This window comes from Serratia sp. L9, from assembly GCF_050632285.1.
Lineage (GTDB): Bacteria > Pseudomonadota > Gammaproteobacteria > Enterobacterales > Enterobacteriaceae > Chania.
In genome coordinates, this window is record NZ_CP192591.1 from 4,299,260 (window position 1) to 4,315,797 (window position 16,538).

General features: G+C 54.4%; 17 protein-coding genes and 2 pseudogenes. 15 read left to right on the forward strand and 4 right to left on the reverse strand.

Going from position 1 to position 16,538, the window contains the following annotated elements:
- Window positions 1-56 precede the first annotated feature (56 nt).
- The 8 genes and pseudogenes from rsmF to ACQ86O_RS20515 all read left to right on the forward strand — a co-directional run bounded on the left by rsmF (window position 57) and on the right by ACQ86O_RS20515 (window position 7,929).
- A complete protein-coding gene (rsmF, locus tag ACQ86O_RS20480; RefSeq protein WP_431222628.1) occupies window positions 57-1,493 on the forward strand; it encodes a 16S rRNA (cytosine(1407)-C(5))-methyltransferase RsmF in 1,437 nt (478 codons plus the stop codon).
- Between the two features lie 252 nt (window positions 1,494-1,745).
- Window positions 1,746-2,279 (forward strand): Csu type fimbrial protein, encoded by a 534-nt coding sequence (locus tag ACQ86O_RS20485; protein ID WP_431222629.1) that lies wholly within the window; start codon window positions 1,746-1,748, stop codon window positions 2,277-2,279.
- Window positions 2,280-2,281: 2 nt separating this feature from the next.
- Entirely contained in the window at window positions 2,282-2,785 is a 504-nt protein-coding gene (locus ACQ86O_RS20490; protein ID WP_431222630.1) for a Csu type fimbrial protein, read from the forward strand.
- Window positions 2,786-2,790: 5 nt separating this feature from the next.
- Window positions 2,791-3,333 carry a Csu type fimbrial protein gene (locus ACQ86O_RS20495; RefSeq protein WP_431222631.1) on the forward strand — a complete coding sequence of 181 codons (543 nt, stop codon included), beginning with the start codon at window positions 2,791-2,793 and terminating at the stop codon, window positions 3,331-3,333.
- A gap of 22 nt (window positions 3,334-3,355) precedes the next feature.
- Window positions 3,356-4,119 (forward strand): annotated as a pseudogene (locus ACQ86O_RS20500) (fimbrial biogenesis chaperone).
- Between the two features lie 45 nt (window positions 4,120-4,164).
- On the forward strand, window positions 4,165-6,609 hold the full coding sequence (locus ACQ86O_RS20505; protein ID WP_431222632.1) for a fimbria/pilus outer membrane usher protein: 2,445 nt from the start codon (window positions 4,165-4,167) through the stop codon (window positions 6,607-6,609).
- A 117-nt stretch (window positions 6,610-6,726) separates the two neighbouring features.
- Window positions 6,727-7,569: a Csu type fimbrial protein gene (locus tag ACQ86O_RS20510; RefSeq protein WP_431222633.1), complete on the forward strand. Its 843-nt coding sequence runs from the start codon at window positions 6,727-6,729 to the stop codon at window positions 7,567-7,569.
- Between the two features lie 111 nt (window positions 7,570-7,680).
- Window positions 7,681-7,929: a DUF1480 family protein gene (locus tag ACQ86O_RS20515; protein WP_431222634.1), complete on the forward strand. Its 249-nt coding sequence runs from the start codon at window positions 7,681-7,683 to the stop codon at window positions 7,927-7,929.
- A 108-nt stretch (window positions 7,930-8,037) separates the two neighbouring features.
- Here the strand turns inward: ACQ86O_RS20515 and ACQ86O_RS20520 are convergent, their stop codons facing one another.
- Window positions 8,038-8,424, reverse strand: coding sequence for an ASCH domain-containing protein (locus ACQ86O_RS20520; RefSeq protein WP_431222635.1), 387 nt, complete (start codon window positions 8,422-8,424; stop codon window positions 8,038-8,040).
- Window positions 8,425-8,571: 147 nt separating this feature from the next.
- Between ACQ86O_RS20520 and ACQ86O_RS20525 the strand changes: the two genes are divergently transcribed.
- Window positions 8,572-8,724, forward strand: a complete 153-nt coding sequence (locus tag ACQ86O_RS20525; protein ID WP_431222636.1) for a hypothetical protein — start codon at window positions 8,572-8,574, stop codon at window positions 8,722-8,724.
- Window positions 8,725-8,744: 20 nt separating this feature from the next.
- On the forward strand, window positions 8,745-8,852 hold the full coding sequence (yniD, locus tag ACQ86O_RS20530) for a small membrane protein YniD (RefSeq protein ID WP_431222637.1): 108 nt from the start codon (window positions 8,745-8,747) through the stop codon (window positions 8,850-8,852).
- On the opposite strand, the gene ACQ86O_RS20535 is transcribed toward yniD, so the two are convergent.
- On the reverse strand, window positions 8,849-9,037 hold the full coding sequence (locus ACQ86O_RS20535) for a hypothetical protein (RefSeq protein WP_431222638.1): 189 nt from the start codon (window positions 9,035-9,037) through the stop codon (window positions 8,849-8,851). The genes yniD and ACQ86O_RS20535 overlap by 4 nt on opposite strands.
- 171 nt (window positions 9,038-9,208) lie before the next feature.
- On the opposite strand from ACQ86O_RS20535, the gene ACQ86O_RS20540 reads away from it, so the two are divergent.
- Window positions 9,209-9,418 (forward strand): hypothetical protein, encoded by a 210-nt coding sequence (locus ACQ86O_RS20540; protein WP_431222639.1) that lies wholly within the window; start codon window positions 9,209-9,211, stop codon window positions 9,416-9,418.
- Window positions 9,419-9,785: 367 nt separating this feature from the next.
- Window positions 9,786-11,402: a phosphoenolpyruvate carboxykinase (ATP) gene (gene pckA, locus ACQ86O_RS20545; RefSeq protein ID WP_431222640.1), complete on the forward strand. Its 1,617-nt coding sequence runs from the start codon at window positions 9,786-9,788 to the stop codon at window positions 11,400-11,402.
- A gap of 91 nt (window positions 11,403-11,493) precedes the next feature.
- Here pckA and ACQ86O_RS20550 read toward each other — a convergent pair whose 3' ends face one another.
- Together ACQ86O_RS20550 and ACQ86O_RS20555 are read right to left on the reverse strand one after the other, a co-directional pair.
- The gene (locus tag ACQ86O_RS20550; protein ID WP_431222641.1) at window positions 11,494-12,063 is read right to left on the reverse strand and encodes a HutD/Ves family protein; all 570 of its coding nucleotides are present in this window, start codon (window positions 12,061-12,063) and stop codon (window positions 11,494-11,496) included.
- On the reverse strand, window positions 12,063-13,433 hold the full coding sequence (locus ACQ86O_RS20555) for a formimidoylglutamate deiminase (protein WP_431222642.1): 1,371 nt from the start codon (window positions 13,431-13,433) through the stop codon (window positions 12,063-12,065). Before ACQ86O_RS20555 ends, ACQ86O_RS20550 begins: the two co-directional genes overlap by 1 nt.
- A gap of 215 nt (window positions 13,434-13,648) precedes the next feature.
- Here ACQ86O_RS20555 and hutC point away from each other — a divergent pair, with 215 nt between their 5' ends.
- The 3 genes and pseudogenes from hutC (at window position 13,649) to hutG (ending at window position 16,534) form a co-directional block, all read left to right on the forward strand.
- Complete coding sequence (hutC, locus tag ACQ86O_RS20560) at window positions 13,649-14,365, forward strand: histidine utilization repressor (RefSeq protein WP_431225788.1); 717 nt, start codon at window positions 13,649-13,651, stop codon at window positions 14,363-14,365.
- Between the two features lie 149 nt (window positions 14,366-14,514).
- Window positions 14,515-15,734: pseudogene (hutI, locus tag ACQ86O_RS20565) on the forward strand (imidazolonepropionase).
- A complete protein-coding gene (gene hutG, locus ACQ86O_RS20570; RefSeq protein ID WP_431222643.1) occupies window positions 15,731-16,534 on the forward strand; it encodes an N-formylglutamate deformylase in 804 nt (267 codons plus the stop codon). Before hutI ends, hutG begins: the two are co-directional and overlap by 4 nt.
- Window positions 16,535-16,538: the final 4 nt, after the last annotated feature.

Sequence of the window (16,538 nt, forward strand, 5' to 3'; positions counted from 1 at the left end):
TGTGGCAATTTATGATAGACTAGCCCCTTCGGTTTTTTCCGCCCTGAGAGTTCCCTGTGGCTAAGTCTGCCCCTGCTTTTTTGCCTCCTGCTTTTCTTGACGCTACCCGCGCCATCATGCCAGATCATTTATCCCTCGATGAGTTCATCGCTATTTGCCAACAGCCTTTGCGGCGCAGTCTGCGTGTCAACACGCTGAAAATCAGCGTTGCGGACTTTCTGGCATTGGTCAAGGACTATGACTGGCGGTTAGAACCCATTCCCTGGTGCCCTGAAGGGTTCTGGATCGAGCGTGAAGATGAAGCGTTACGCCTGGGCAGTGCGGCCGAGCATTTAAGCGGGCTGTTCTACATTCAGGAAGCCAGCTCCATGCTGCCAGTGAGTGCCCTGTTTGCCGGCCGCGAAACCCCGCGCCTGGTTCTGGACGTGGCTGCCGCACCGGGCTCTAAAACCACCCAGATCGCCGCTTTGATGAATAATCAGGGCGGGATCGTGGCCAATGAATACTCGGCCAGCCGCGTGAAGGTGCTACATGCCAATATCAGCCGTTGTGGCGTGAAGAATGTGGCGCTGACCCATTTCGATGGGCGGGTGTTTGGTGCCGCGTTGCCGGAGAGCTTTGATGCGATCCTGCTGGATGCCCCCTGTTCTGGCGAAGGCGTAGTGCGCAAAGATCCGAATGCCATGAGCAACTGGTCACCACAAAGCGTTGCCAGCATCGCCGAAACCCAGCGAGAATTGATCGATAGCGCATTCCACGCCCTGGCCCCAGGCGGCGTGATGGTTTACTCCACCTGCACCCTGAACGCACAAGAGAATCAGCAAGTGGTAAACCATCTGCTGGCGACCTATGGTGACGCCGTCAGCATTGAACCCTTGGGTGAGCTGTTCCCTGCAGCGGATAAAGCCTTAACCGCCGAAGGGTTCCTGCACGTTTTCCCGCAAATTTATGACAGCGAAGGTTTTTTTGTGGCCCGCCTGCGTAAAAATTACAGTGTCACGCCTCTGGCCAAGCCGGGTTATAAAGTGGGCAAGTTCCCTTTCACTCCACTTTCCGCCAAGGATGCTGCCCAGGTGGCGCAAGCTGCCGCAACTTGCGGATTAGCCTGGAATGAAACCAGCAAACTTTGGGCAAGGGATAAAGAAGTCTGGCTTTTTCCAGCAGAATTAGAGCCCTTGATCGGCAAAGTGCGTTTCTCCCGCATTGGCCTGAAATTGGCGGAAAGCTTCCCAAAAGGGTTCCGCTGGCAGCATGAGGCGGTGATTGCCTTGGCGACCAGTGGCAACCCTCAGAGTTTCGAACTGGACGCGGCACTGGCGCAGGAATGGTTCCATGGCCGTGACTTATATCCGCAGCAACCGCCACAGGGTAACGAGTGCATAGTCACCTACCAGCACCAACCATTGGGGTTAGCCAAGCGGATAGGCTCCCGGATAAAAAACAGCTTGCCACGGGAACTGGTTCGCGATGGTACCCTGGATTTCCATCAGTAAAGTAAATGTGAACTCCGGGAGAATCACTCCCGGAAATGCGTTTGTGATTTCCCCCTCTTATACTTTCCCTTTACTACTCCTATTGTTATGGGTTTCACATCCCAAAATCACAATCCGCAAAGTTTTTCATTTCCTGCCAAGACATTTCTCAATTCTTCTTCTATTAATTAACTGTTAAAAGAAACTAATGCGTTCATCCACACCAAGCGATGGCGCTTTTGCGTAGTTGTTTTGTCAGAGGAAGGAATAATTATGAAAAAAGTTCTGATGGCATTGACCTCAGTGGCAACCTTGCTGTGCGTTAATGGCGCAGCACAAGCAGGCACTATTCAAGGCAATCTCGGTGTTTCCTTAACCATCGGCGCAGGCTGTGTGGTGGGTGGCGGTAACAGCAGTGGCAGCAACAACGATTTTGGCTCGATCAGTTTCGGCACCTATTCCTCGCTGGCCAACATCATCGATGCCAGCTCTACCGGCAGCGGCGGCACTGGCACTCTGACGCTCAATTGTACGGCTACCACGCCCTATACCGTTGCGCTGAATAACGGCCTGAATCCCACTGGCACTCAACGCCGTATGGCCAGCGTGGCTGGCGCCTATATCAACTACAACCTTTACCAGGATGCCAGCCATGCGACCGCATGGAACAGCACCACAGGTGTTCTGAGTGGTACCGGCACCGGCGCCGCCGTACCGTTAATCGTCTATGGCCGCGTGCCTGCCTCAGGTACAACACCGGATACCGGAGCTTATAACGATACTGTAACCATGACGGTAACCTGGTAATCGTGATCCGGGTTGTTTTCACGTTCAGTTTATTAACACTGAGCATGGTTACCCTGGCGGACAGCAAAAACGCCAGCATTGGTATCAGCGCCACGCTGGTGAATTCCTGTGAAGCCGGTACTAACGTTGGGGGCAATGTCAATTTTGGCACCCTGAACTTCGGCACCGCTTCTTTCCTCACCACCGAGATAACGGTGACCGGCCAACAAAATGCCGGTGCCATCCGGGTGAAGTGTAACAACGGGACCAGCTACAGCGTGTTACTTAACGGCGGCCAAAGTGGCAATACCGCATCGCGCTATATGCAAAGCAGTGCTGGTGGACGCGTGAATTACAACCTGTATACCAGCGCCGCCTATAGCGTGGTGTGGGACAACCTTACCGGGATATCGCAAACTGCCAACGGCCAGGATACCTGGCTGCCTGTCTATGGCCGTATCCCGGTGCAGGCGTCTCCTGCTATCGCCAGTTATTCCGACACCGTTCAGGTAACCATCAATTGGTGAATATTATGCGGCTCTCCTTTTGCGGGCTATTGCTCTGCAGCATGGCAGCCTTCGGTGACACCGGCATAAACGATTTGAGCAAGAGCCAGCCCTTCACCGTCAACGCATCGATCGTGAAAGGCTGCGTGTTAGGGAGCGGCGTCAGCGATGTGAGCACCTTCGGCACGCTCAGCTTCGGGCAGGTTTCTTCCCTGAGCAGCAATATCAGCGTGGTGTCCAGCGCCAATGCCGGTTCGGTGGTATTGCGTTGCAACCCTAATCTGAGCGTCACGTTGGGGTTGGGGATCGGCACCCATGTGACCGGCTCCATCAGTGCCGGGCGAAAACTGCAAAACAGCGTTACGACTGAAACGCTGCTTTACCAGCTCTACCAAGACAGCAATTACTCCAGCATTTGGGGCGATGGCAGTAACGGCGGAACAACCCAGGTGATCACCGCCTCTGGCAGCACACAAGAAATCAAAGTTTATGCCCGTCTGTTTTCGACCAGTATCCTGCCCACCAGCGGCACTTATAGCGATACAGTCTTGTTGACGGTGACTTATTAAGTTTTTTGAAAAGGATTGAGCCATGCGAATCCCCTACCGCTTGCCGTTGATGGCAGGTTTGTTATTGGCCATGCAACAGCAAGCAATGGCCGCCGCTTCCATATTGATTTGGCCTATCGACCCGGTTATCGAAGAATCGCAACCTGCCACTGCCCTGTGGCTGGAAAACCGTGACAGCAAAACGGTGTATATGCAGATCCGGGTCTTGGGATGGCAGCAAATTGCAGGTAAGGATGATTACAGCAATCAAAACCAGGTGGTAGCCAGCCCGCCGGTAGCCACCATCGCGCCGGGCAAACGCCAGCTCATTCGGTTGATCAAACAGGCCCCGGTTCCTGCTGGCCAGGAACACGCCTACCGCGTCCTGATCGATGAAGTTCCGATCAAAGATCAGCAGGGAAATGACACAGATAACGGAGCGCAACTGGGGCTGAAATTCCAGATGCGCTATTCGGTTCCTCTGTTCGTCAGCGGTGCGGGCGTCTGGACAAAACAAGACTACGAGCGCCCGCGTGATTACACCCAAGCCAACCAGCCGACACTGAGCTATCGCCTGCTGCAACAAAGTAGCGATCGCTGGCTGGAGGTCCGCAACCAGGGGAAGGTTCACGCGCGGATTTCCAAAGTCACGCTAGAAGGGAAACCCCTCAATGGCGGCTTGCTAGGCTATGTGTTGCCAGGTTCGCAGATGCGCTTTGCCTTGCCACCTTCAGGGGCTTTGCCGGTGGCCGACTGCTGGCAACGGTAAACGACAACAAACAGCCACTGACCATCCCGGTTTATTGACCCCTGGTTCAGCTGATGCCATTACCTGTACGCCAGGGGTTTATTATGAACCCCCTGGCTCTGGCGGTACTAAGCGTAGTTGTTGGCCTCTGGTCCCCAGCCAGCCAGGCCGATGACCTGCCGCCTCCGCCCAGCGCAATTGCCATGCCGGATACAACTTTGTACCTGGAGCCGGTGATCAATGGCCGTAAAACCGGCAAAGTGATCCCGGTAATCTACCGTGGGGGCCACTATTACCTCACGCCACAACAATTAGCTGAAGCCGGGTTACCGGTTAAAGATAAGCAAGCGAAAGCGATCGCCGTCGATCAATGGCAACAGGTTGACGTCAGTTACAGCGGGGAAAACCAGCAGTTATTGATCAATGTGCCAAATGACTGGTTGCCAGCACAGCACTTCAACCCCCAAAACCAGGAGCAGCGCATCAAGGCACAAAGCAGCCTCGGTTTCTTGTTCAACTATGATGTTTATGCCAGCCAAACCGGCAGCACCCATCAGCCAGGTAACCTTTCGGCCTGGAGTGAACAACGGTTGTTTGATGGGTTCGGAGTGATCGCCAATACCGGTATTTTCCGTGGCACGATTAACGGCGGTGATGGAGAGCAGGCCAGCCGTTATATCCGTTATGACAGTCAGTGGCGTTATAACGATGACGACCGCATGCTGAGCTATACCAGCGGCGATCTGACGACCGGCTCGCTGCCTTGGACCAGCGCAGTGCGTCTGGGTGGGCTCCAACTGGCGCGCAACTTTGCTACCCGCCCGGATCTGATCACCTATCCGCTACCCCAATTCTCGGGCCAGGCTTCAGTACCCACCAGCGTTGATCTGTTTATCAACAGCTATAAAAGCAGTTCGGTAAACGTTAACCCCGGGCCTTTTACGCTTAATACCGTGCCGTTTATCAACGGCGCCGGGCAAGCGACCGTTGTCACCACCGATGCACTGGGGCGCCAGGTCAGCACCGTCGTGCCCTTCTATGTTGCCAGCAACCTGCTCAAGGCTGGACTGAGTGATTTCAGTGTTTCGACCGGGGCCTTGCGGCGCAATTATGGCATCAGTTCGGCCGACTATGGCCAGTGGGTCGCCAGCGCCAGTGGCCGTCATGGTCTGGCAGATTGGATAACGCTGGAAGGGCGGGCCGAAGGTGCAGAACAACTGGCGGTTGGTGGTGCGGGTATCGGCATACGTCTGGGGCAATGGGGAGTACTGAACACCTCTTACAGCCTCAGCCAGGCCAGCGACGGCGCCTTTAACAGCGATAGCACTTACCACCCACCAGAGCCGCTGGATCCATTGACCGGTAGGCCGCTCACCGATTCGCAACCCGAACCAGTGTTTCAGTACTCCAGTCATCATGGCGATCAGACCAGCGTTGGCTACACCTACAGCAACCAGCGTTATAGCCTGAACGCCCAGCGGATTTTACGCAGCGCCGGTTATGGCGATCTTGCCGTCTATAAAAGTGACTTCCGTCTGAGCCGCCGTTCCGATCAGCTTACCGGCAGCATTGGCCTTGACCAATATGGCAGCATTGGGGCTGGTTACTTTGATGTGCGCGATGCGATTGGCCAGCGCACGCGGTTGGTGAACTTTTCTTACAGTCTGTCGCTTTGGCGTAACCTGAGTCTGTATGCGTCTGTAAACCGGGAAATCGGTAGCAATGGTTTCAGCAGCCAGTTGCAGCTCACCATTCCGTTAAATAATTGGGGGACAGCCAACGTCAGCAGCACACGCGACAATAACAACCGCTGGAGCGAGCGCGTAAACTACAGCCGTGCCGCGCCGACTGAAGGAGGGTTGGGCTGGAACTTGTCTTACGCCAATGGCCAGGAAAACAGCAGCGCCTATCATCAAGCAGACGTCACCTGGCGTACCCGCTTGTTAGAAACCCGCGGAGGATTCTACGGCAACAGCGGCGCCTATACTCGTTGGGGCGAAGTCAGCGGCTCGCTGGTGGCGATGAATGGCGGCATTTACGCCACCAACACCATCAGCGACGCCTTCGCACTGGTCTCCACACAGGGCTATGCCGGTATTCCGGTGCATTATGAAAATCAACTGATTGGCACCACCAACAGCCAAGGCTATCTGCTGGTGCCAACTGTCACCTCGTATTATCACGCCAAATTTCAGATTGACCCGCTTACCTTACCCGCCGATGTCGCCATCCCGCAGGTGGAGCAAACGGTGTCCATCCGCCAGCAGAGTGGCTATCTGGTCGATTTCCCGATTGAAAAAGTCGCGGCGGCGGACGTCAAACTGGTCGACAAACATGGCGCTCCTCTGGCTAACGGTAGCCAGGTCGCCGTAATGGGCAGCCATCAACAGAGCTACGTGGGTTGGGACGGCATGACCTATCTGGACCCGGTGCAGCAGCATAACCGCCTGAGCGTGATCCCCGCCGACGGCAGCCCGCCCTGCCAGGCAGAATTCAGCCTGGAGAAAACAGCAGGCATGCAGAGTATCGGGCCGTTCATTTGCCAATAGCTGACAGAGATAATTAATGAGGAAGAGAATGATGAGGGGATTACCCACGCTATTACTGTGCGCCATGTTGTTTTTTGCAACCAAGCGCTGGCCGCGTGTGCTGTAACAGCAGGCTCGGTGAATCTGGGCAGCAATACCTCAATCAGCGCGTATAGCTCACTGATACATGCCCAGGGTAGCGGTGGCCTGAACTGTACCGGCGTTGGGTTGAATGTGCTGACCTCCAACTCGGTCATAGTGAAAATCCTCACTACGACCAACAATATGTTTCTGCTCGATAACAGTGGCTCTGGGGATAAAATCCCTTACCTGATTTATCCTGATGCCAACTACCAATATCCCTATACCACCGGGCAGACCATCAATTACGGTTCCTTGAACCTGATTTCACTGATTTTCGTCTCTTCCAACGTCTCGATCCCGCTGTATATCCAGACAACCGTGGGTGCTAACGTGCGCGCTGGCACCTACACCGACACCATTAACCTGAGTTGGACCTATACCGTCTGCTATACAGGAGTGTTGGTTTGCCTGGGCTCCTGGAGCGACACCAATGTACTCAATTCGGTTTCCGTCACTGCAGCCATCACCAAAGATTGCCTGATAGGCACAACCAGCAATATCAACTTCGGCAGCATGGCTTTGGTGGGACAATTTAATCCGATCACCCAAAGTATCAACCTGACCTGCACCAAAACCGAAGGCTACAATACCTATTTCACCAACGGTAATAACCCGGTAACCGGCTGGCGGCAGATGAAAAGCGGCACGACCAACTTTCTGCAATACCAGATCTATCTGCCTGACACGACGACGGTGTGGGACAGCACCAACAAACAAAGCGGCTCAGGCACTGGCCTGGCGCAGGCGATATCCTATAAAGCGGCCATCAATCCGGCACAACCTGAGCAAGCGGTTGGCACTTATCAGGACAATGTCAGCTTTGTGGTGGAGTATTAAACCTCGCACCTGTGAGAAATTTTTGTGGCTTTCTTGGCCCCTTTGTCTATGCTCATACGGTCGACCTAAACTGGTCACACCTCATACCACCAGCATGAGCAAGGAGTTCCAATGGGCAAAACCGTGGTAAAAATAGGCAGTTTCGAGGTTGATGACGCACATTTGACGTCTGCATCACAACATGCCGAAGGGAAAAGCACGCTTACCATTCCCTGCAAATCAGACCCCGACCTGTGTATGCAACTGGATGGCTGGGACGAGCACACCAGCATCCCGGCGACCCTTGATGGCAAACAGTCACTGCTGTACAAACACCATTATGATCGGAAAAACGATGCATGGGTGATGCGGCTTGAATAAACCATGCAAACAAAAAAAGCGCGCTGTGCTCCCATTGGGCACAGCGCGCTTTTTTATTCGATGGCCTCTTCCAAAGCAAAACAGGATGCTTGCGGCAGGCGCAGTCACTCAGAACTTTTCGATAACCTTGAAGTGCATCAGCACCAGGGTCATATCCGGCGAAAACAGCTCGTACTCTTCAAAAAAGCGTTTATGTTCTTTGCGCCAGTAGGCCAGGGTTCGATCGCCTTCACCTTCCGCCAAGGCATGAGCTTCGCCAACCTGTTCATAGGTGCTCATCTCTACCGTGGTCAACTCTATCGCACAAACTGGCTCGTTCTTACCCTCTACGATCACAAAGACATCACCAGGCTGTGGGATCCCTTCACCGTCAAGGCTGGAGCATGTGGCAGTTTTTACCCCTGCCAATACCAGTTTGGCCAGTTCATCCGCCTGTTGTTCGGTATCACCAAACGCCCAGCGTTCTACATTTTCATACTTTTCAGGAACAGCCATTGCCTTACCTTTTTATTGAGTCACCAATGCACTCAGGATAGTACACTGTATTCCCTGCTGCCTGCACCCGCCAAGGCGGGGAGTTTATCGCTTTTTACGTGTTTTTTCGCTAATGCTCTGGGCGTAATACGCTGCAGCATGCATACTGTGCAACAAGACGTAGTTAACCGCAGCCTACCGGGCAGCCATATGAACAATGCAGAGAAAGATCCTGATGACACTTTCAGCGATTTACTGAAAATCATCATTTTTATGGTCATCGTAATTGCTGGCCTGGTTATTTGGTATCTCTGCAGCTAAAGAGAATCAAGGAGGTAAAATTGCCAACCAAGCGTATGCGTGCCAAGCATTGGAAGATGTTTGTGATCCTGGTTCTGATCTGTACCGCACTGTTATTACTGCGTTGGGCCGCGATGGTCTTCGGCTAATCCGCTGCTGTTTTTTTCACCTTCGCCTCTCGGCCAGATGAGGTTGTTGCCAGCGGCTCCAGCAATTCCCGCAAATAAGCGATGCGCGCTTCCCCTTGTGGTAGCCACCAACGGCACCAACGGTTTTTCACTTCTGCATGTTGGCTAAGCTGATAATAAGCAGCCAATTGTTCGACCAGTTTCATGGTTTTGCCCTCATGTGATTTCGACAAAACCAGTATCGACTATAAAAACAAGAAGAAACACTGACGGATTATTTTTTATCCTTCCGGTTTTATTACCCTACGACCAGCCAAGTGGCGAACCCGGTGTGCAACTGCTACATTGACCAAAAATAAGCCAGCCGAGGTTAGCTAATGAAGTTCTCGGAGCAGGAGATAAAACCGGTATGGGATGAGGTTGCCAGGTTGATTGGTGACAGCGTGATGCAACTGCGCCATCGCGGCGAGGTGCTATCGGTAGCCAGCCTGTCCAACCAACTGATGCAGCACTTGGCCCAGAGCCAAGATATTGAACAACGGATCCTGATTAGCGCCGCAATAAACATGCTGAAAGATGGGAAGTGAATCGCCAGCCGGATGGCTGGCGATCCGTGAAAGCCCAAGGTATGCAAGCCCGGCCTCTCTAGCGCTAGATTCTCATGCTTTGCGCCGCGTATTAATAGGATTTGTCGGGAATTAGCCGCTGACTCAGGTTAATCATCCCCCTGACCTGCCCGCTACGGTTTCCCATTATCAACAACACCCAACATCCTTCACTGCTATGCTTTAGAAGGCAGCTCTGCGCGATGATGCAGTGTGCCCCTGATTACCGTCTGGCAGGTATTTAGAACGGGAGTGGCGCAAGCCTGATCCGAACAACGGAACTGCGCCTTGCTTTTGCATGCAGCACCGTGCCAAGCGAGGCCCAACATAGGCCAATAAGGAAGTCGATATGTCTGCAACTATTACCCCACAAACCCTCGCCCGTTACGGTATTTATCGCACTAGCGAAATCGTCCACAATCCTGATTACGAGCAACTGTTTGCCGAAGAGATCCGCGCCGACTTACCGCAGTTGGAACGCGGCGTGCTTACTACGCTTGGGGCGGTCAATGTGGATACCGGTGAGTTCACAGGCCGTTCGCCAAAAGACAAATACATTGTACGTGACGCCACTACGCGCGATACCGTCTGGTGGGCCGACAGCGGCACCGGCAAAAATGATAACCAGCCGCTCACGCCAGAAGTCTGGCAGAGCCTGAAGACCCTGGTAGGTGAGCAGCTTTCCGATAAACGGCTGTTTGTGGTGGACGCATTTTGCGGAGCCAATGCCGATACCCGATTGAAAGTGCGCTTTATTACCGAAGTGGCCTGGCAGGCGCATTTCGTCAAAAACATGTTTATCCGCCCCTCGCAGGCCGAGCTTAACAATTTTGAACCTGACTTTGTGGTTATCAACGGCGCCAAATGCACCAATCCGGACTGGCAACAACAAGGGATGCATTCGGAAAACTTTGTGGCTTTCAACCTGACCGAGCGTATGCAACTGATTGGCGGTACCTGGTATGGCGGCGAAATGAAAAAAGGGTTGTTCTCGGTCATGAACTACCTGCTGCCCTTGAAAGGCATAGCTTCTATGCATTGCTCGGCCAACGTGGGGGATCAGGGGGATGTCGCGATCTTCTTCGGCCTTTCCGGCACCGGTAAAACCACGCTGTCTACCGACCCTAAACGCCAGTTGATCGGCGATGATGAGCACGGTTGGGATGATGATGGGATCTTCAATTTTGAAGGCGGTTGTTACGCCAAAACCATCAAGCTTTCTGCTCAGGCGGAACCGGAAATCTTCCAGGCGATACGCCGCGATGCGCTGCTGGAAAACGTTCAGGTGCTGGCCGATGGCAGCATTGATTTTGACGATTCGAGCAAGACGGAGAACACGCGGGTCTCTTACCCGATTTACCATATCGACAACATTGTCAAACCGGTGTCCAAAGCGGGTCACGCGAAGAAAATCATCTTTTTGACCGCGGATGCCTTTGGCGTATTACCACCGGTTTCGCGCCTGACCCCGGCGCAGACGCAATACCACTTCCTTTCTGGCTTCACCGCCAAACTGGCAGGCACCGAGCGCGGGATTACCACCCCAACCCCGACCTTCTCAGCCTGTTTTGGCGCCGCCTTTCTGGCGTTGCACCCGACGCAGTACGCCGAAGTATTGGTAAAACGTATGGAAGCGGCGGGCGCACAGGCTTATCTGGTGAATACCGGCTGGAATGGCAGCGGTAACCGGATCTCAATTAAAGACACGCGCGGCATTATCGATGCCATTCTCAGTGGGGATATCGAGCAGGCACAAACCTTTACCCTGCCGATCTTTGAACTGGCGGTGCCTGATGCATTGCCTGGTGTAGATCCCTCAATACTCGATCCACGCAAAACCTACGCCGACGAGTCGCTGTGGCTGGAGAAAGCACAGGATCTGGCTCAACGCTTTATTGATAATTTTAGTAAATATACCGTTACCCCTACGGGCAAAAAACTGGTTAATGCGGGGCCTAAACTGTAATTCCATCACTACTTTGCCCCAGCACAACTTGCAGGCTGGGGCATTGCCGTCGTGTGACAACGTCACTAATTAACCGATTAGCACCGTCACATTACGCCAGATCGGCTGGCAGGATATCGGCCCACAGAGCTACCGCGTCGTTCCCTTGAGCAATCAACCGCAGCGGCCCTTCTCCTGGCAACCACCAGCAACCTTGCCGAATGGCCAGTCGCTTACCGTCAGGCAACTGCCATTCCCCACCTAACACATACAGCACACCGGCATGCTGGAGCGACAGGCCAATGGTTTCAACAATCCGCTGCACCTGCGCCGTTTGCCGACCACGCCGCGTCATGATGTTGAAGTCCTGGCTGCTGCCACCCAGTAGCTTGGCGTCCAACGCCACATCGCCGGAGAAAGCAAAGGGTTCGCCGATTTTCTGTAGCCCGTGGTCAATCTGCCCTGCACTGTACAGATGCACGCCATCACCTTCCAGCAGAGTGATGGAGCGATCGATGCCATTAAAAGCCGAGAATGGGCCATCTTGTGCAATGGTGGCGATACTGGCACGCCAATCAAACTCGCCGCCTGGGGGTTGGCTGGTGATTTCACGCGTTTCCCCACCGCCATTACGCCACGGGCTGACCGGCAGCTCGGCAAAGTTAAAACAGGTAAGTTTCATCACATCTCCTGCATGAATGTTTTTAACACCTGCAGGAACTCGGCACTGCTTTGCTGCTGCAGCGCATGGCGCCCCTGCTCAATCACCTGGCGGCCGGCAACAAACACATCGCGGATTTGTTCTTTACCACCGGCAAACAGCCAGCGGTTGAGGATTGATGCGTCCGGTGCCGCAGCCAGATACGGGTCATCGCCATCCAGCACCAGCCAGTCCGCCCGATATCCCACAGCCAGTTTGCCAATCGCCGCACCACAGGCCTGCGCACCGCCTTGTAATGCTTGGTGATAGAGCACATCCCCTACTGCAGGTTGTTCTGGCGTCGTCAGACGGTTACGGCGCTGATCGCGCAGCCGCTGACCATACTCAAACCAGCGCAACTCCTCTAACACGCTCAATGAGACGTGGCTATCTGAGCCAATCCCCCAACGCCCCTGGTGATGCAGATAGCTATCGCCAGGGAAGATACCGTCGCCCAAGTTGGCCTCGGTGGTCGGGCACAACCCGGCTACCGCTTTGCTGCGCGCCAATTGCTCCAGTTCTTCGCGATCCAGATGGGTGGCATGCACCAGACACCAACGGCTATCCACTGGCAGATGCTCAAACAGCCAGGCCACCGGCCGTTGGCCGCTCCAGGCCAGGCAATCATTCACTTCTTTTTGCTGCTCGGCAATATGAATATGCACCGGCAGATTACCATCCGAAGCCGCCAGGATCTGCTGCATCTGGCCCAGATCGACCGCGCGCAAAGAATGGAAGCAAAGCCCTTGGCTCTGCAATGGTTGCCCTGCCAATTGGCGAGCAATCACCTGTTGCTGCTCCAGATAACTGTCGGCGTCTTGAATAAAACGTTTTTGCCCCGGTTGCGCGGGTTGAGCACCAAAACCCGCATAGCTGTAAAGCACCGGCAGCAACGTCATGCCAATGCCGACCTGTTGGGCAGCCAAACTGAGGCGGCCCGTCATTTCGCCGCGATCGGCATAGGATTTACCGTCCGGATTGTGATGCAGGTAATGGAACTCTGCGACCTGGGTATAGCCGCCCTTGAGCATTTCGATATACAGTTGACGGGCAATAACCCCAACCTGCTCCGGGGTTAGGCGTTGTACCAGGCGATACATCAGATCGCGCCAGGTCCAGAAGCTGTCCTGCGGATCGCCTGCCACTTCCGCCAACCCGGCCATCGCCCGTTGGAAAGCATGGGAATGCAGATTCGGCATACCGGGCACCACATCACCGTGCAGGCGCAGACAATCAGCGAGTTCAGCATTCGGGGTCACTTGGGTCAGTTGGCCGGACGCGTCAACATCGAGCCGCACGTTATGTGCCCAACCGGAGGGGAGCAGTGCGCGAGAGGCAAAATAAGCAGGCATAGCAGTATTCCAAAGTAGGTGTAACGGCTAAGAACGCGCAGCAAGCGCGCAGGTAAAAAAATGTGAACCAATTTCATTAATCTGGTGAATTGGCCCCTACTTGTATATACATATACGTACTCCAACATCAACAGTAAACTGATGTTATTATTTTTTTATTTGACGAGGTTAACGTCGTGGTAGATCAACAGACCCTGGTGCAGTTGGTTGCAGCAATGAGCGATACCCCCGCCCCAATCTATCAACGGGTCAAGCAGGCAATAATCAGCCAGATCCGTGCAGGCCACTGGCAGCCACATCAACGCGTCCCCTCAGAAAGCGAACTGGTGGCTGAGTTGGGCGTCAGCCGCATGACGATTAACCGCGCTTTGCGTGAGCTGACCAGCGAAGGATTTCTGATCCGTATGCAGGGCGTCGGCACCTTTGTTGCCGAAGCCAAGGCACATACTGCCTTATTGGAAGTCCATAATATAGCCGATGAAATTGCCGCCCGTGGGCATCGCCACAGCAGCAAAATCCTGCAGTTTAAAGCGCGACCAGCCAGCGATGAAGAGGCTACGGCATTGGGGATACAACCGGGCCAGCAATTGTTCTATTCCCAGATTGTGCATTACGAAAATGATGTGCCAGTGCAGGTGGAAGATCGCTGCGTTAACCCGCAGGCAGCCCCCGATTACATGACACAGGATTTCGACCGGGTCACACCTTATATTTACCTGACTCAGTCTGCCCCGCTGACGGCGGGCGAGCATATAGTTGAAGCCGTGGTGCCAACCCGGCATGAACGCGAATTACTGCAATTGGAAGACCATGAGCCTGGCCTGCTGATCCACCGCCGCACCTGGTCGGGTAAAACCGTGGTCACCTCCGCACGCTTGCTCTACCCAGGCAGCCGCTACCAACTGTTTGGCCGTTTTACCACCCAGGTCTGAATTCTGCCTCGGGTGCGGCACCCCGCACCCGTTTTTTCGCTTTTCATCACATCCCGGTAACAAATTCTTATCCTCTCTCTTGTAGCATGCTGGCGAATACGTTAGGTTATTTTTAATTGTATATACAACCATGTGGGAGCGGAAATACCATGAGGTCTGAGATCCACTGTGACAGCCTGTGGCAAGGCGCCGATATTGTCACCATGCGCCAAGGCAAGTATCACATCATCAGCGATGGTGCTATCGCCGTACGGGAAGGCAAAATTGTCTGGATAGGTGAGCTGGCGTCAATGCCTGCCATAACCGCGGCAAAAACCACGAAGTTTGACGGTGGGATAATGACTCCTGGGCTGGTTGATTGCCATACACATCTGGTATTTGGCGGCGATCGCAGCGGTGAGTTTGAGCAACGGCTTAATGGGGTGAGCTACGCCGAAATCGCCGCCCAGGGGGTGGCATTCTCTCTACCGTGAATGCCACGCGAGACACGCAAGAAGCGCAACTGCTGGAACAGGCTATGTTCCGTTTGAGTCCATTGCTGGCCGAAGGCGTGACCTGCGTGGAAATCAAATCAGGCTATGGGTTAACACCGCAAAGTGAGCTCAAAATGTTACGCGTAGCCCGCAAACTGGGTGAATTATTGCCCGTCGAGGTAAAAACCACCTGCCTGGCCGCCCACGCCCTGCCACCGGAATACGCCGGGCGCAGCGATGAATATATTGAATTGGTCTGCAATAGCATCATTCCAGAAGCGGCAGCAGCAGGCCTGGCCGATGCGGTGGATGCGTTCTGCGAACATCTGGCCTTCTCCCCTGCACAAGTCGAACGGGTTTTCGCTGCCGCAAAGAAAGCTGGCCTGCCGGTTAAACTGCACGCCGAACAGCTATCCGCTCTAGGCGGCAGCGCAATGGCGGCGCGGCATCATGCATTATCTGCCGACCATCTGGAGTACGCCACCGAAGCAGACGCCATCGCAATGGCAGCGGCCGGCACCGTAGCGGTTTTGTTGCCGGGGGCCTATTACCTGCTGCGCGAAACGCAGTGCCCACCGATCGAATTGTTCCGCAAACACGGCGTCGCTATGGCTGTCGCCAGCGATGCCAATCCCGGCACCTCCCCCGCCTTGTCACTGCGCCTGATGATCAATATGGCCTGTACCCTGTTCCGCTTGACGCCGGAAGAAGCGCTGGCGGGGGTTACGCTACACGCTGCCCTTGCCTTGGGCCTGCAGGAAAGTCATGGTTCACTGGAAACTGGCAAAGTGGCCGATTTTGTTCATTGGCCGCTGGCGCGCCCGGCGGAACTGGCATATTGGCTAGGCGGTCAACTGCCTTGCACGGTAATTTTCCGAGGAGAAGTCCGTAAATGATGATTCGCGATCCTTTTGAGTTTCAGGGCGGAAATCTGCCGCTGTTGATCAGTATCCCTCACGCAGGAACCCGGTTGACACCGGCAGTAGAAAAGGGCTTAACCGACGACGCACGACCCTTACCGGACACCGATTGGCATATTCCACGGCTATACGAATTTGCCCGCGCTATGGGTGCCAGCATTCTGGTTGGTAACTATTCCCGCTTTGTGATCGATCTTAACCGCCCGGCAGATGACAAACCGCTCTATACCACCGCCACCACCGGTTTATTCCCCGATGTGTTGTTCGATGGCCGCCCTAGTTTTCTCCCTGATGCCGCCCCTGATGACCAGGAACGCGCTGGATATCTGCAAAACATCTGGCAGCCCTATCACCAACAACTGCAAAATGAGCTCGCACGCCAGAAAGCAAAACATGGCTATGCGTTGCTGTTTGATGCCCACTCGATTGCCAGCGTGATCCCGCGCCTGTTCGAAGGCAAACTACCAGACCTTAATTTGGGCACCAACAGCGGCGAAAGCTGTGCCACTGCGTTGAGCGATCGGCTGGTCACCTGTTGTGAACAGCAGCAACAGTTCAGCCACGTGCTCAACGGGCGCTTTAAAGGAGGATATATTACCCGCGCTTACGGGCAACCTCAGGAAGGCGTACATGCAGTGCAACTGGAGCTGGCGCAGGTTAATTATATGTCCGAACAGTATCCGTTCGCCTTTGACGCCGTGCGTGCGGCGCCCTTGCAGCGCCTGCTGCAGCAAATGCTGGAAAGCATGTTGACCTGGGGAGAACTGCGGGCTTGACTGC

Excerpts from the sequence above, each read along its gene's own strand:
- hutC (WP_431225788.1), top strand. The coding sequence starts at position 13,649 with ATGAGCGATACCCCCGCCCCAATCTATCAACGGGTCAAGCAGGCAATA.
- ACQ86O_RS20485 (WP_431222629.1), top strand. The coding sequence starts at position 1,746 with ATGAAAAAAGTTCTGATGGCATTGACCTCAGTGGCAACCTTGCTGTGC.
- ACQ86O_RS20550 (WP_431222641.1), bottom strand. The coding sequence starts at position 12,063 with ATGAAACTTACCTGTTTTAACTTTGCCGAGCTGCCGGTCAGCCCGTGG.
- ACQ86O_RS20540 (WP_431222639.1), top strand. The coding sequence starts at position 9,209 with ATGAAGTTCTCGGAGCAGGAGATAAAACCGGTATGGGATGAGGTTGCC.
- ACQ86O_RS20555 (WP_431222642.1), bottom strand. The coding sequence starts at position 13,433 with ATGCCTGCTTATTTTGCCTCTCGCGCACTGCTCCCCTCCGGTTGGGCA.
- pckA (WP_431222640.1), top strand. The coding sequence starts at position 9,786 with ATGTCTGCAACTATTACCCCACAAACCCTCGCCCGTTACGGTATTTAT.
- ACQ86O_RS20535 (WP_431222638.1), bottom strand. The coding sequence starts at position 9,037 with ATGAAACTGGTCGAACAATTGGCTGCTTATTATCAGCTTAGCCAACAT.
- hutG (WP_431222643.1), top strand. The coding sequence starts at position 15,731 with ATGATGATTCGCGATCCTTTTGAGTTTCAGGGCGGAAATCTGCCGCTG.
- ACQ86O_RS20515 (WP_431222634.1), top strand. The coding sequence starts at position 7,681 with ATGGGCAAAACCGTGGTAAAAATAGGCAGTTTCGAGGTTGATGACGCA.
- ACQ86O_RS20520 (WP_431222635.1), bottom strand. The coding sequence starts at position 8,424 with ATGGCTGTTCCTGAAAAGTATGAAAATGTAGAACGCTGGGCGTTTGGT.
- ACQ86O_RS20505 (WP_431222632.1), top strand. The coding sequence starts at position 4,165 with ATGAACCCCCTGGCTCTGGCGGTACTAAGCGTAGTTGTTGGCCTCTGG.
- ACQ86O_RS20495 (WP_431222631.1), top strand. The coding sequence starts at position 2,791 with ATGCGGCTCTCCTTTTGCGGGCTATTGCTCTGCAGCATGGCAGCCTTC.